Origin of the sequence: Hymenobacter psoromatis (assembly GCA_001596155.1) — a bacterium.
In the GTDB taxonomy this organism is placed as follows: Bacteria; Bacteroidota; Bacteroidia; order Cytophagales; family Hymenobacteraceae; genus Hymenobacter.
Genome location: CP014771.1, coordinates 1,118,923 through 1,132,796, shown reverse-complemented (window position 1 = coordinate 1,132,796; position 13,874 = coordinate 1,118,923). Strand labels below are relative to the sequence as shown.

The window sequence follows — 13,874 nt, the reverse complement described above, 5'->3', positions numbered from 1 at the left end:
GTTCAAATAATTCATCTGTTAGTGATACCTGATTCTCTTTTTCCTGGTAAAGCTTGCGAAAAGTTTTGGAAAGGTTATCCTTCAGCTTTTGTACGCATCTGGTTTTGTAATCAACTCTAAAGGCTGCTTCAATTGCTGCCAGTAGCCGGAACCCATTATCATGCTCGTTCTGTGCAGTAAGCTCATCATAAACTCCCCGTATCTCTTCGGTAGAGAATGCACCAAATCTAGTGAAATAATCAGGATTCGTTTGACTAAAAAGAAGTCTGAACGCTTCAGTGCGATAGTTGTATTGGTCCGCAATGATATCTATCTCAACTGAGAGTTGTTGCCATTGTCTATTAATGACCATCAATTACACGTAGTAAAGTATCAAGGAATGATTCCTGATTAAGCTCAAAAAAATGTATATGAGGTGGATTAGTACTAATCTTCCATACCCAATCAGCCTCAATATTTAGTCCTTTATCTTCAAAAAAAGCTTTATCCCGCGCTTCATCGTCTGCTGATTCATACAATCTTTTTCGGTAAACAATGCGTGGAGACTGAGCGTCTTTTTGAACCAACAGTAATCGCACAGTGCCAGTTGGCCCTGTAATATCGACTCTACCCTTTGTACCAACTAAGTAGGTTCCAATAGGTTCTAACTTAATAACTTGCTCCTTTATATAAATTGCTAGCTGACGTACTGCGTAAATACCAAGAACATCCTCCTGGAGAAAGTCTGTTTTGAAAGAGACAGCGATTTGCTTCTCAAGAATGTAATCTTCCAGCCAACCCTGAACGTTCGAGTAAAGTACCTCTAACTGGCTCAGCCAGAAGTCTAACTCGCTTTTCCAATCCACATTAGGCATTGAGGAATTTGGGGTGCTTCGCAAATAGAGGTCAAAGTCTTGCTTGCTCATGAGTAGGATAGTTTGCTTCAGTACGTTTAATGTTATGCTAAAAGTACGGAGCTTCTGTAGATATGGTGGTACCTTCCTACTCCACCACCTCCCGGCACGCCCGATACAAATCCTGCCAGCCTTCGCGCTCCTTCACCACCGTTTCGAGGTATTCGAGCCATACCACGCGGTCGGGGGCGGGGTCTTTGATGACGGCCCCGGTGAGGCCGGCGGCCAGGTCGGCGGCGCGCAGGGTGCCATCGCCGAAGTAGGCGGCCAGCGCCTGCCCGGCGTTCATCACCGAGATGGCCTCGCCGGTGCTGAGCGTGCCGCTGGGGCTCTTGAGCTTGGTTTTGCCGTTGTCGGTGCGGCCCTGGCGCAGCTCCCGAAACACGGTTACGAGGCGCTGAATCTGGGCCAGGGCGGGCGCTTCGGCGGGCAGCTGGAGGGTGCGGCCCTGCTTCTCGACGCGGGTTTGCACAATCCACACTTCCTCGGCCAGGGTGGCGGGCAGGGGCAGCACCACGGCGTTGAAGCGGCGGCGCAGGGCGCTGCTCAACTCGTTCACGCCCCGGTCGCGGTCGTTGGCGGTGGCTATCACGTTGAAGCCCTGCGTGGCCTGAATCTCGGTGCTCAACTCGGGTATCGGCAGCACTTTTTCGGAGAGCATGGTCAGCAGCGTATCCTGCACGTCGGACGGGATGCGGGTCAGCTCCTCGATGCGCACGAGCTGGCCCTCGGCCATGCCGCGGTAGAGCGGGCTGGGCACCAGCGCGGCCAGCGACGGCCCCTCGGCCAGCAGGCGCGCGTAGTTCCAGGAGTAGCGCAGGCTGTCTTCGGCGGTGCCGGCGGTGCCCTGCACCAGCAGGTTGGTGTGCCCGCTGATGGCGGCGGCAATGTGCTCCGAAACCCAGCTTTTGGCCGTGCCCGGCACGCCCAGCAGCAGCAGCGCGCGGTCGGTGGCCAGGGTCGCCACGGCAATTTCCATCAGCCGCCGCTGACCAATGTACTTAGGCTCAATCTCAAAGCCATTGTCGAGCCTACCCCCCAGCAAATACGTGACCACCGCCCAGGGCGACAGCTGCCAGCCCGGCGGCTTGGGGCGGTCGTCATCAGCGCGCAGCGCGGCCAGCTCTTCGGCATATAGTTCTTCGGCGTGGGGTCGGAGGGCAGTCATTTTCAAGGAGCAGTTAGTAAGGAGCAATTAGCAGAAAAAGAACGTCATTCCGAGCTTGCCGAGGAATCTCGCTCGCATGGCTGAACGGTACCCGAACGATGCGAGCGAGATTCCTCGGCAAGCTCGGAATGACGTTCTCTTTGCTCGGGTGTTTTGAGTGGATTATTTGATTGTTATCTGATAGTGAGTATGATAAAAATATTTCAAGCCGCTTCCGCAAGGCTGGCGGCCAGTTGCGGGCGCAACGTCAGCAGCTCCAGCAGCTGGGCTACCTCGTCGGCAAAACGGGGCTCCAAGTCAGCCAAGTCGCCTAAGCCAGCGGTGAGCAGGGGTAGCAAATCAGGGTCGGGACTGTCGCCCAATGAAAAGAGTAGGCTGCGCACGGCCGCGTCGCGCTCCGTTTGCTCGGGCGCCCACGAAGGCGGCTGGCGCAGGGCCGCGCGTAGCAGCGGCAGCGCCCGCTGCCCCAGCGCGGCGGGCCACGGCTGCCCGGCCAGCGGCAGCCAGTTGGCCCAGGCGCTGCTGGCGGGCAGCGTAGCGGCCGAGGCCGGCAGCGCGGCCAGCAGCCAGGCGGTTTTCTGGGCCGGCGAAAGCACCCAGGAGGCTTCCACAAGCAGCCGCGACTTGGGCGGCAGGCTGGGCTGGCCGGCCTCGTGCAGCAGCAGGGCCAGCGCAAAATCGGCGTCGTGGTGCAGGCGGGCGGCGCGCAGCCAGGCCGGCAGCAGCACGGCCGCCCAGTCGGACGCCGCCGCCAGCGCCACGGCCTCGGCGGCCGGCACGCCCCAGGCGGCGGCCCAGCGGCCGGGCGGCAGCAGCGCCAGCAGCTGGCCCAGCTGGCCGGCTTTTTCGCCCCCGGCGTAGTCGCTGGTCCGCTGCTCAATGCCGTCACGCTGCCACTCCGCCGACCAGGCAGGGGGTAGGGAAATGGTGAGCTTGGCGCGGCCCAGCAGCTTGCGCTTCACCTGCACCAGCGGCGCGGCGCGAGCCCACAGGCGGGGCAGCAAGGGGCTGTCGGCCACGCGGGCCAGCCAGCGGGCGGCGGCCTGGCGCACCTCTTTGCCGCGCGCGGCCAGCAAGGGCACCAGCGTCGGCGCAAAGTCGGCGGGCAGCGGCGCGGCCAGGGGCAGGGTATCGAGCGCGCCCAGCAGGGCCACCTGCGTGGCGGCGGCTTCCTGGGGCAGCGCGTCGGCCAGCAAGTGGGTGGCGCGGGCCGGGTCCGTGAGCAGCAATTTTTCGAGGAACAGCCGGCGACGGGGGGTAGGGCCGGTGTGCCAGTCGGCCTCGGTGGGCGCGTGCCGGGCCGCCGCCGCCACGGCAAAGAGCCAGTTGGGGTTTTGGGCCGCCAGCCACTGGCCGCGCGCGCCAAGTGCCCCCTCCACAAAGGGCGCGGCCCAGGATTGGTCTTGCAGCCAACTAAGCACTTCCGCCAGCAATATTGGCGGCACCACCCGCTGGTGCTGAGCCAGTTGCTCTAAATAATTGCTGAGCAGCGTCCGGTAGTGCGGGCGGCTCAGCAGCTGGCGCAGCAGCGCCTGGCCCGTCGGCCCCAGCAGCGGCCAGGCTTCGGGCGGAGCCGCGGGGGGTAGGGCGCTAGTCAGCGGCTGAAAGCCAGCTTTCCGCATCAGCGCCAGCGTGCCGGCATCGCCCAACAGCTGCTGCTCGCGGGTGGCCGCCGCCGAAAATTCGCCTAAGTGGAGTTCTGGCAATGTCTCGGTTGTCTGCCGCGTGCCCAGCAGGGCCACGCGCAGCAGCGCCGGCCAGGGGTTGGTGGCGGGCGCGGGTGGGGGTAGGACGGCTTGAGGTTCGGCGGCGGGGGTAGGGATAACGGCTATTGGCGCTGGTGCCGCGGCCGGCTCCGGCTCTTCGCCAGTCGCCGCCAAAGCCTCGTCAGTCATTGCCGGCCAGTAGCTGAGCACCCGAAACTCGCGGCCATCCCACTCGCCAAATAAGGCCAAAGGCTGCCCGCCGCTGCGGGCTAGTAGCTGCCAGCCGCGCCGCTCGTCGGGCAGCCGCAGCGGCAGGGCCGCGCCCGATTCGGGGTCGTGCAGGAGCCAGCCGCCCGCCGCATCGCGCCCCACCACGGCCCCCACGCTGGCCGGAAACTCGCGCAGCCAGGGCTGCAGGGCCAGGGCCGCGGCGTAGGCATCGAGCATGGCGGCCAAGCTGCGGGGGGTAGGGCGCGGGCCCGGCGCATCGGCCCGGCGCGCAAGCCCGGCGCTGGCCACTGCCCGCAACGGCAGCAGACCAGGGTAAAAAACCAGCTCGCCCGCGTAGCGTTCCTGCGGCAGCAGCGCCGTGGCAAACGGCTGGCCCCCAAAGGCAAACTCCAGCACCAGCGCCCGCCGCCCCGAGTGCTGGCCGTGCAGCCAGCTGCGCCGGGCCGTGAGGCGGTCCTCGGGCCAGGTGTGCTGGCCCAGCACCAGCCAGGTATCGGCCACGGCCAGGGCGGCGGGGTCGGCCAGCAGCTCGTCTTTTTTCAAAATAATGCCCACTTGCTGAGCCACTTCCAGCCGGGCGGCGGGGGGTAGGGCGGCGCGGTTGGCCCAGGCGCGCAGCAGCAGGTATAGCTCGCCCAGGCGGCCCAGCAGGCGGCTGGCCCAGTCGGCCCCGGTGCCGGGGTAGGCGGCCAGCTCGCGCAGCACCGCCGCCAGGCCCGGCAGTTGGTTATCGACCAGCCGGGCCACCGGCGTTTCCCAGAAGTCGCGGGGCCGGCCGGGTAGGTCGGCCAAGCCGGTGCGCAGCAGGTCGAGCAGCCAGGTTTCCAGGTCCGCTGCCCCGGCCGCCATGCGCGCCTGCCGCTGGGCTTCGCGCTTGAGGCGGGCTTTGTCGGGCGCGGCCGGTGGCGCGGCGGAGTCGGCGGCAGGTGCGCTGAGCGCCGGGGCCGCGGCAGGCCTTGCAGCTTGTTCTTCCTGCTTGGTCTGGCGCTTATCCAGCCACTCGGCCAGCCAGGTGGGCGGCGCGGCGGGGGGTAGCAATTCGGGCTGGCGCGCCAGCAACAGCAGCAGCCCCGCCCCGTGCTTGCACGGAAACACCCGGCTCGGACACGAGCACTTGAAGGCCGGCACCATGAGGTCGATGCCCGTGAGGTAGGGCTTGGTGCCGCTGCCCGCGCACTCGCCCCAGGCGGCCGTGTCGGTGCGGCCCAGGCCCGCCCACTTGGCCGGCGCAGCCAGCTCATGGCCGCGTTTCAGGGTGCCCGCATCGGGCACGAGCGCCGTGGCCTGGTCTTCGGTGTAAGAAATCATGCGCAGCAACGCGGTCAACGGCTTTTAGTGCCCCCAAGATACTGCCTGCCGCGGCCTCGCCTAGCGCCGTCGCCGCCAAAAAAACAGCCCGCCGCACGCCAGCGCCAACGCCACCAGCAGCGCGTCGCGCCCGGTGCGGCCCTGCTGGGCTTCGCGCAGCTCGGCTGCCAGGGCGCGCTGCTTCTCGGTGGCCTGGCGCAGGCGTTCCTGCTGGTTCAACTGCTCATTTTGCAGCTCACTGAGACGCTGGGCAGTGAGGTTGCGGTCGTCGCGGCCCGTATTCTGGAGGGTAGTGGCAGTGGTTTGGGCCTGCTGGGTGGTCTGGTTGAGCACCGCCACAATCTGCTCATCCTTATCCACGATGCCTTGCAGGGCATCCACCACCGCCTGCAAGTCCTGCTTGCTGGGCTTGTTGCTGAGCCCAAACAAGCCGTGGCGCTGGGCATTGGCCGCGGCGTAGCGCTCGGTGAGCACCCGGCGCTCGGCCAGCAGGTGGGTCAGGGGCGAGTCGGGGGCAGGCTGGGCCTGGGCAAGCACCGCGCCGGGCAGCACTACCAACCAGAAAACGAGGCCGCGCGGGCCGGTAAATGCAGTCATTCAACGGAAAAAATGAGTCGCAAAGGTAGCCTGCCTCGCTATGCGCTAACTTATAAATTCCTGCTTCTAAAACAGGCATTAGCAGCAGCGGCGAAATGCTTTATCGCGAAGTAGGGTGCGGGGCTTGCCCCCGCCCGTCGTGGCACGAGTCGCGCGCCCTTCCTGCAAATCACTTCGCGACGAGTATAGCTTGCCTCACCGTTCTGCGTAAAGCGGCGGCGCGGGCAGCCGAAACACGTCGCGCAGCGCCCGCCGGGCGGCGTAGTAGCCGCACATGCCGTGCACGCCCCCGCCGGGCGGGGTCGCCGACGAGCACAAATACAGCCCCCGCAACGAGGTGCGGTAGGGCGACGCCCGCAGCACCGGCCGGGTAAATAGCTGGCCGATATCGAGCAAGCCGCCGTTGATATCGCCGCCCACGTAGTTGGGGTTGTAGTCCTCCATCTGGGCGGTGTCGAAGGTGTGGCGGGCCAGAATCCGCGCGCGGAAGCCGGGCGCAAAGCGCTCCACCTGGCGCTCGATAGTGGCCGTCATGTCCACGCGCGAGCCGTTGGGCACGTGGCAGTAGGCCCAGGCGGTGTGCTGGCCGGCGGGCGCGCGGGTGGGGTCAAATTGGCTTTGCTGGGCCAGCAGCACGAAGGGCCGGGCCGGGTGCTGGCCCCGCGATGCGCCCTGCTCGCCAGCGGCAATCTCGGCCAGCGTGCCGCCCAGGTGCACCGTGCCCGCGCGGCGGCACTCGGCGGCCGTGAACGGAATGGGTTCGGCCAGCGCCCAATCGACCTTATACACGCCCATGCCGTAGCGGTAGCGCCGCAGCTGCCACTGGTAGAGACTGGAAAGCTGGTGCCCGGCAATCTGCAACAGCTGGGCGGGCGTCACGTCCAGGAGCACCGCCCGCGCCGCCGGCAGTTGCGCCAGCGAACGCACGTAGGTGCCCGTTTCGACGTGGCCGCCCAGCGCCCGGAAGTGCGCCACCAGCGCATCGGCCAGCGACTGCGAGCCGCCCTTGGCCAGGGGCCAGCCGCGCCGGTGCGCCGCCACCAGCAGCACCAGCGCCGCGGCCGAAGTAGCTAGGTTGCTGAGCGGCTGAATGGTGTGGGCCGCCATGCCGGCCAGCAGCCCCTTAGCTTTTTCGCCCCCAAAGCGCCGGGCCAGCACGGTAGCCGGCAGCAGCGCCAGACTGCCAAACCGGGCCATATCCAGCGGGTGCTTGGGGAAGTGCAGCGGGGCCAGCACGTCGTCCGCAATGCGCGGCCACCGCTCGATGAGCGGGGCTAGCAGGCGTTGGTAGGCCGCGTCGTCGGGACCCAGGCTGCGCGCCGAGTCGGCGAGCGAAGCGGCTGCAAAGGCGGCCGTGCCATCATCAAAAGGGTGGGCAGCGGCCACGGGCGGCGTCACGTATTCAAGCCCATATTGGGCCAGCGGCAGGGTCTGGAAGAACGGCGAAGCCACCGCCAGCGGGTGAATAGCCGAGCAGATGTCGTGGCGAAAGCCGGGCAGCGTCAGCTCGGCCGTGCGCAGGCCGCCGCCCAGCTCCGTCTTGCCTTCGAGCAGCAGCACCGACAAGCCCGCCTGCTGCATCACAATGGCGGCGGCCAGCCCATTCGGACCCGAGCCGACGACGACGGCATCATACGTGGGAGTGCTCATAAGCAGGGGGTAGGAAAAAATCAAAGGAAAAAATCAACAGGTAGGAAAAGGTTATTCGCCGCGCATTCCAGTGTTGCACGGGTTAATGCCCGGCTGCGGCCGGCGCATCGGGAGGGTACTCAGCCGGCACTCCTTATAAACCTGACCAAGAGCGGGTGTTTGGCTGCTTAACGGGGGGTGGGGCAAAAAGCAATCAATTTGCTGCGGAAAGGGTTATACCAACTCCTTATCGCCCTTTGCTATTCCATATCCATGTCGTCAGCCGCTGTTACTTCTGTCGCTTTCTCCGTTCTTGATTTAGCCCCCATCGTGGCCGGCGCTACCCCCGCCGATACCTTCCGCCACAGCCTCGACCTGGCCCGGCAGGTAGAAAAGCTGGGCTACACCCGCTACTGGCTTTCCGAGCACCACAACATGGCCAGCGTGGCCAGCGCCTCCCCGGTGGTGCTCATTGGCTACATCGCGGGCGGAACCAGCACGCTGCGGGTGGGCTCGGGCGGCATTATGCTGCCCAACCACGCCCCGCTGGTGGTGGCCGAGCAGCTGGGCACGCTGGCCACGCTCTACCCCGGCCGCATCGACCTGGGCCTGGGCCGCGCCCCCGGCTCCGACCAGATAACGGCCCAGGCCATCCGGGGCAGCCGCTTTGGCGGGCCGCAGGATTTTCCGCGCGATGTGCAGCAGCTCCAGCAATATTTCTCGGCCAGCAACAGCACCAGCGCCGTGCGCGCCATCCCCGGCGAGGGGCTCGATGTTCCTATCTACATCCTGGGTTCGAGCACCGACAGCGCTTACCTGGCGGCGGCCCTGGGCCTGCCCTACGCCTTTGCCAGCCACTTCGCGCCCACCCAGATGATGGACGCGTTACAGATTTATCGCCAGAATTTCCGGCCCTCGGCGGTGCTGGCCGCGCCCTACGTCATTGCCTGCGTCAACGTGGTGGCCGCCGACACGGATGCCGAGGCGCAGTGGCTGTCCACGTCGCTCCAGCAGTTTATGCTGGGCGTGGTGTCGGGCCGGCCGGCCCCGCTACCCCCGCCCGTCGAGTCGATGGCCGCGCTCTGGAGCCCCGCTCAGCAGCAAATGGTCGAGCACATGCTGGCCTACGCGTTCGTTGGCGGCCCGGCCACGCTGCGGCAGGAGCTCCAGGATTTTATCGACCAAACGCAGGTGGCTGAAATCATGGCCGTTACCAATATTTTCAGCCACGAGGCCCGCGTGCATTCCTACGCGCTGCTGGCCGAGGCGCTGCGCGGCGCAGTGGTGCCGCAGGCCGAAAGCCAGCTGGCGGTTAGGGTTTAGCTGGCCCCGGCGTTGCGGCGGTGGGGGAGGGGTAGGCACGGGTCTTAAGGAAGAGCAGAAGGCTTTACCTTTGATTTTTACAATAATTCCTTATGACTTCTCGCCCGCTCGCCGAGCTGCGTGCCAAACTGGCTCCCGAGGCCGGCAGCGCCCCAAATACCCTGCTGCCGACCGACCAGCAGCGGGAAGTCGGCCTGTTCAACGTCTTCAACGTGGCCGACCTGATGCTGGCCAACCGCGACCGCCCGCCGATGACCTTCGACCGGCGGGCGTTCTATAAAATCAGCCTCATGCGCGGCCGCAGCCGGATAGAATTTGCCGACCAGGTGGTGGACGTGGCCGATTGCGCCCTGTGGTTTGCCTCCTCGCGCGTGCCCTATCGCTGGCTACCGCACGACCAGGACCAGACCGGCTATTTCTGCCTCTTCACCGAGGGGTTTTTGCTGCCCGCCAGGGGCCGCACGGTGGTGGATGAGCTGCCGGTTTTTCAACCCGGCGCTTACCCCTTGTTCCCGGTGACGGAGGCCGAATATGCGGCTATTGGGTCGATTTTTCAGAAGATGACCCAGGAAATCGCGTCCGACTACCCCTACAAATACGACCTGCTGCGCGCCTACTTGCTGGAGCTCATTCACCTGGTGCAGAAGTTTCAGCCCGCCCCGGCGCTGGTGCCCGCGCACTCGGCATCGGGGCGGGTAGCGGCCCGGTTCACCGACTTGCTGGAGCGGCAGTTTCCGCTGGAATCGCCGCAGCAGCGCCTGCGCCTGCGCACGGCCACCGACTTTGCCGGCCAGCTGGCCGTGCACGTCAACCACCTCAACCGGGTGCTCAAAGAAACCACCGGCCACACCACCACGGCCCTGATTAGTAGCCGGGTGGCGCAGGAAGCCAAAATCCTGCTTAAGCAAACAAGCTGGACCGTCTCCGAAATTGCCGACGGCCTGGGCTTCGCCGACGTGGCGCACTTCTGCAACTTCTTCAAGCGCCACACCAGCCTGACGCCGGGCGATTTCCGGGGGTAGGAAAATTGTTTGATTTCTTCAGCAGATGGTTTGACCCGCGCAATGCTTCTGGCCGCTACTTGCCGGACTTTTGTAGGGTACTAACTTACTTCATTTAAAGGACCATACTATGCGTGTTTTCGTAACCGGCGCTTCGGGTTTTGTCGGCTCGGCCGTGGTGCAGGAATTACTCGGCGCGGGCCACCAGGTGCTCGGCCTCGCTCGCTCGGAGGAGGCGGCCCAGGCGCTAATCGCGGCCGGAGCCGAGGCCCATCGGGGCTCGCTCGACGACCTCGACAGCCTGCGCCGCGGCGCGGCCGCCGCCGATGGCGTCATCCACCTGGCTTATAATCACAACTTTGCCGAATATGAGGCCGCCGGCCAAACGGACCAGCTCGCCATTCAGGCCCTCGGCGAAGCGCTGGCCGGCTCCGACCGGCCTATGCTCGTCACGGGTGGGCTGGCGGGTTTCAGCCTCGGCCGCGCCGCCACGGAAGAGGACCCGGCCCCCACCTCGCCCCGCTTGTCGGAGCCCACGGCGCTGGCCCTGGCGGCAAAAGGCGTGCGCGCGTCGGTGGTGCGCCTGGCGCCCTCCGTCCACGACCGCAATGACCACGGCTTCGTGCCGGTCCTCATCGACATTGCCCGCCAAACGGGCGTGGCGGCCTACGTGGGCGACGGAAATAACCGCTGGCCCGCCGTGCATCGGCTCGATGCGGCCCGCCTTTTCCGGCTGGCGCTGGAGCAGGGGGTAGGCGGGGTCAGCTACCACGGCGCGGCCGACGAGGGCATTCCCATGCGCGACATCGCCGCCGTCATTGGCCGCCACCTGAACCTGCCGGTCGTTTCCAAAACGCCCGAGGAAGCCGCCGCCCACTTCGGTTGGATGGCCCGCTTCGTGGGCCTCGATATGCCCGCTACCAGCGCCCTCACGCAGCAGCGGCTGAGCTGGCACCCCACCCAGCCGGGCCTGCTGGCCGATTTGGAGGCGCATTATTTCGAAAGCTAAAGTAGGTTGTGCGACTGCTTGTTTAGCTGAGCTTGCCGAACGTCATTCCGAGCTTGCCGAGGAATCTCGCCCGCATCGTTGAATGATACCCGAACGGCGCGGGCGAGATTCCTCGGCAAGCTCGGAATGACGTTCGGCAAGCTCGGAACGACGGGCTAATGACTTCCTGAACAGCTTTAATACTACCCCCTGTCAAAAGCCTCACTATGCAATCATAGTGAGGCTTTTGACAGGGGGTAGGAAATGCAGCCAACCAGCGCAACGAAGCCGCTCGCGCTATTGGCTGCTTTTGCTACCCCCGGCCGGGAGTTGCGGCCCACCCTGCCGGGGCAGCGGCACCGTGCGGCCTTCCTTGGCCGACTGCCGGGCGGCGTCCAGAATCTCGACTACCAGCATGTTGGTGGGGAGCGAGGAGAGCACGTCTTCGGGCGCGGTGCCGCGCACCACGGCGGCCAGGTAGGCAAAGGGCTCGTCGTAGGGCGCGGGGGGCGCGGCCACGGTTTCGTCTTTAGCGGGCTCTTTTTCGGTGCGCCGCACGCGCAGGTGGTCGCGGTCGAGGGCGATGACCGAGCCGGTCTGGCCGTACACTTCGAGGTCTTTGCGGGCGTAGGGCCAGTTCCACGACGCCTCAATAATGCCCTGGGCTTTGGGGTAGGTGAGCAGGATGGTCACGTCGTCTTCCACCTTGGGGTACACATCGGGCTTGATATGCAAGGCGCTGGCTGTCACCGACAAGGGCCGCTCGCCGTGCATAAACCAGGTCATCAGGTCGGCGCCGTAGCAGCCAAAGTCGGGCAGCGCCCCGCCGCCGTTCTGCACCGGGTCGGTGAGCCAATCCAGAAACTCTTTATTCACCCCGATTTCCTTGGGTCCCTGGTGCCCATCGTGGGCCACCAGCTTGCGGATATCGCCGAGGGCGTGGTCCTGGTCCACCAACTTATACGCCTCGCGATTGGAGCCGTACCAGGTGGTTTCGTAGTTGGTGAGCAGGTGAATGTGGTATTTTTGAGCCAGGGCGGCCATCTGGCGGGCGTGGTCCATATTCACGGCCAGGGGCTTTTCCACCATCACGTGAATGCCCTTGGGCGCGCAGGCTTGCACTACCCCCAGGTGCTCATAAATGCTGCCAAAAGCCGTCACGGCCTCGGGCTTGGTCTTGGCCAGCATCTCTTCCAGGGAGTTATACACCAAGTCCATACTCAGGCCATACTGCTGCGTGTAGCGCCGCGCCAGCTCCCGGTTGGGCTCGGCAATGCCCACAATCACGATATCGCCGCGCTTGGCCCGGCCCAGAATGCCATGCACGTGGGTGTGCGTGAGGCCGGCGATGCCCACCCGCAAGGGGGTAGGGGGCGCGGCTTGGGCAGTGGCCAAATGGCTGGCCAGCCCCAACAGGAGCAGCACGACGAGCGAAAGCAGGGTTTTGGACATGGGAGGAGGTGGAAAAATTCGGTGGCAAGTTAGGTTCGTGAAGAAGTGAATTATGAATTCACTTCGCGAAAAATACAAACAACTTCGCTTACTTTTAGCCTCTCAACTACAGTTTGCCTACCCCCTTCCCCCATGAATTCTTCTCGCCAGACTGTAGTGCGGGCCGCCGGCGCGGCTTTGATGCTGCTCACCTCGTTTCAGCTGCGGCCGGCCCCGGTGGCCGATGACTGGCAAAATCTCTTCGACGGCAAAACCCTTAATGGCTGGAAACGCCTGGGCGGCACGGCCGAATACAAGGTCGAAAACGGGGCCATCGTGGGCACGAGCGTGGCTGGTTCGGGCAACACGTTTCTGGTCACGGAAAGGGAATACGGCGACTTTGACCTGGAGCTGGATGTCAAAATTGACGACCCGGCCAGCAACTCGGGCGTGCAGACGCGCAGTCACTTCGACGCGGCCGCGACGCCCGGCAAGGTTTACGGTCGGCAGGTCGAAATCGACCCCTCGGCGCGGAGCTGGTCGGGCGGCATCTACGACGAGGCGCGCCGGCAGTGGCTCTACCCCCTCGATTTGCACCCGCAGGCCAAAACGGCCTTCAAAGTGGGCCAGTACAACCACATGAAAGTGGAGTGCCTCGGCAACGAGATGAAAACCTGGGTCAACGGCGTGCCCGTAGCCTACGTGGTGGACCCCATCGACCCCAAAGGCTTCATCGGCTTGCAGGTGCACGCCGTAACCGATGCGGCGCAGGCCGGCCACCAGGTCTATTTCAAGAATATCCGCATCAAGACCAAAGACCTGAAGCCGAGCCCGTTTCCGGCCGATATCTACGTGGCCAATTTCGTGCCCAACTACCTGAATGCCTACGAGAAGCAGCACGGCTGGCGGCTGCTCTTTGATGGCAAAACCAGCCAGGGCTGGCGCAGCGCCAAAGGCACTGCCTTCCCCGCCCAGGGCTGGCAGATTGCCGATGGCACGATAAGCGTGCTGCCCTCCGAAGGCAAGGAGGCGGCCAACGGCGGCGACATCGTGACGAATGCGGAGTACAAGGCCTTTGACCTGTCTTTTGAGTTTAAGCTGACGCCGGGCGCCAACAGCGGGGTGAAGTACTTTGTGACGCTGGCCGAAAAAACCGACATGTCGGCCATCGGCCTCGAATATCAGGTGCTCGACGATGCCCTGCACCCCGACGCTAAGCTGGGCCGCGACGGCGACCGCACCCTGGCCTCGCTCTACGACCTGAAAACGGCCGACAAGCCCGCCCGCTTCGTGCACCCCATCGGCGAGTGGAACGTGGGCCGCGTGGTGGTCTATCCCAACAACCACGTCGAGCACTACCTCAACGGTGCCAAAGTGCTTGAATATGAGCGCGGTTCGCCCGCCTTTCGCGAGTTGGTAGCCCAGAGCAAATACCACATCTGGCCCAACTTTGGCGAGGCCCCGACCGGCCACCTGCTGCTGCAAGACCACGGCAACCGCGTGTCATTCCGCAGCATCAAGCTCAAGGAATTGTAGGGTGCGGGGCTTGCCCCCGCCCGGCGTTGAACAATCCCGGCGCGCATCGTGCAACGCCGAGCG

General features: G+C 64.7%; 10 protein-coding genes. 4 read left to right on the top strand and 6 right to left on the bottom strand.

Annotated elements, in window-relative coordinates:
- Positions 1 to 341: 341 nt before the first annotated feature.
- The 5 genes from A0257_04795 to A0257_04775 form a co-directional block, all read right to left on the bottom strand.
- Positions 342 to 854: a hypothetical protein gene (locus A0257_04795; protein AMR26489.1), complete on the bottom strand. Its 513-nt coding sequence runs from the start codon at positions 852 to 854 to the stop codon at positions 342 to 344.
- A 127-nt stretch (positions 855 to 981) separates the two neighbouring features.
- The gene (locus A0257_04790; GenBank protein AMR26488.1) at positions 982 to 2,061 is read right to left on the bottom strand and encodes an ATPase; all 1,080 of its coding nucleotides are present in this window, start codon (positions 2,059 to 2,061) and stop codon (positions 982 to 984) included.
- 203 nt (positions 2,062 to 2,264) lie between these two features.
- A complete protein-coding gene (locus A0257_04785; GenBank protein ID AMR26487.1) occupies positions 2,265 to 5,324 on the bottom strand; it encodes a hypothetical protein in 3,060 nt (1,019 codons plus the stop codon).
- 42 nt (positions 5,325 to 5,366) lie between these two features.
- The gene (locus tag A0257_04780) at positions 5,367 to 5,903 is read right to left on the bottom strand and encodes a hypothetical protein (GenBank protein ID AMR26486.1); all 537 of its coding nucleotides are present in this window, start codon (positions 5,901 to 5,903) and stop codon (positions 5,367 to 5,369) included.
- A gap of 195 nt (positions 5,904 to 6,098) precedes the next feature.
- A complete protein-coding gene (locus A0257_04775) occupies positions 6,099 to 7,553 on the bottom strand; it encodes an FAD-dependent oxidoreductase (protein ID AMR29623.1) in 1,455 nt (484 codons plus the stop codon).
- A gap of 252 nt (positions 7,554 to 7,805) precedes the next feature.
- Between A0257_04775 and A0257_04770 the strand changes: the two genes are divergently transcribed.
- The 3 genes from A0257_04770 to A0257_04760 all read left to right on the top strand — a co-directional run bounded on the left by A0257_04770 (position 7,806) and on the right by A0257_04760 (position 10,865).
- Positions 7,806 to 8,855 carry a hypothetical protein gene (locus A0257_04770; GenBank protein AMR26485.1) on the top strand — a complete coding sequence of 350 codons (1,050 nt, stop codon included), beginning with the start codon at positions 7,806 to 7,808 and terminating at the stop codon, positions 8,853 to 8,855.
- A gap of 92 nt (positions 8,856 to 8,947) precedes the next feature.
- Positions 8,948 to 9,877 carry a transcriptional regulator gene (locus A0257_04765; protein AMR26484.1) on the top strand — a complete coding sequence of 310 codons (930 nt, stop codon included), beginning with the start codon at positions 8,948 to 8,950 and terminating at the stop codon, positions 9,875 to 9,877.
- 109 nt (positions 9,878 to 9,986) lie between these two features.
- Positions 9,987 to 10,865, top strand: a complete 879-nt coding sequence (locus tag A0257_04760; GenBank protein ID AMR26483.1) for a 3-beta hydroxysteroid dehydrogenase — start codon at positions 9,987 to 9,989, stop codon at positions 10,863 to 10,865.
- Positions 10,866 to 11,141: 276 nt separating this feature from the next.
- Here A0257_04760 and A0257_04755 read toward each other — a convergent pair whose 3' ends face one another.
- Positions 11,142 to 12,296, bottom strand: a complete 1,155-nt coding sequence (locus A0257_04755) for an oxidoreductase (protein AMR26482.1) — start codon at positions 12,294 to 12,296, stop codon at positions 11,142 to 11,144.
- Between the two features lie 132 nt (positions 12,297 to 12,428).
- Between A0257_04755 and A0257_04750 the strand changes: the two genes are divergently transcribed.
- On the top strand, positions 12,429 to 13,811 hold the full coding sequence (locus A0257_04750) for a hypothetical protein (GenBank protein AMR26481.1): 1,383 nt from the start codon (positions 12,429 to 12,431) through the stop codon (positions 13,809 to 13,811).
- Positions 13,812 to 13,874 lie beyond the last annotated feature (63 nt).

Excerpts from the sequence above, each read along its gene's own strand:
- A0257_04765 (AMR26484.1), top strand. The coding sequence starts at position 8,948 with ATGACTTCTCGCCCGCTCGCCGAGCTGCGTGCCAAACTGGCTCCCGAG.
- A0257_04795 (AMR26489.1), bottom strand. The coding sequence starts at position 854 with ATGCCTAATGTGGATTGGAAAAGCGAGTTAGACTTCTGGCTGAGCCAG.
- A0257_04780 (AMR26486.1), bottom strand. The coding sequence starts at position 5,903 with ATGACTGCATTTACCGGCCCGCGCGGCCTCGTTTTCTGGTTGGTAGTG.
- A0257_04750 (AMR26481.1), top strand. The coding sequence starts at position 12,429 with ATGAATTCTTCTCGCCAGACTGTAGTGCGGGCCGCCGGCGCGGCTTTG.
- A0257_04790 (AMR26488.1), bottom strand. The coding sequence starts at position 2,061 with ATGACTGCCCTCCGACCCCACGCCGAAGAACTATATGCCGAAGAGCTG.
- A0257_04775 (AMR29623.1), bottom strand. The coding sequence starts at position 7,553 with ATGAGCACTCCCACGTATGATGCCGTCGTCGTCGGCTCGGGTCCGAAT.
- A0257_04755 (AMR26482.1), bottom strand. The coding sequence starts at position 12,296 with ATGTCCAAAACCCTGCTTTCGCTCGTCGTGCTGCTCCTGTTGGGGCTG.
- A0257_04770 (AMR26485.1), top strand. The coding sequence starts at position 7,806 with ATGTCGTCAGCCGCTGTTACTTCTGTCGCTTTCTCCGTTCTTGATTTA.
- A0257_04760 (AMR26483.1), top strand. The coding sequence starts at position 9,987 with ATGCGTGTTTTCGTAACCGGCGCTTCGGGTTTTGTCGGCTCGGCCGTG.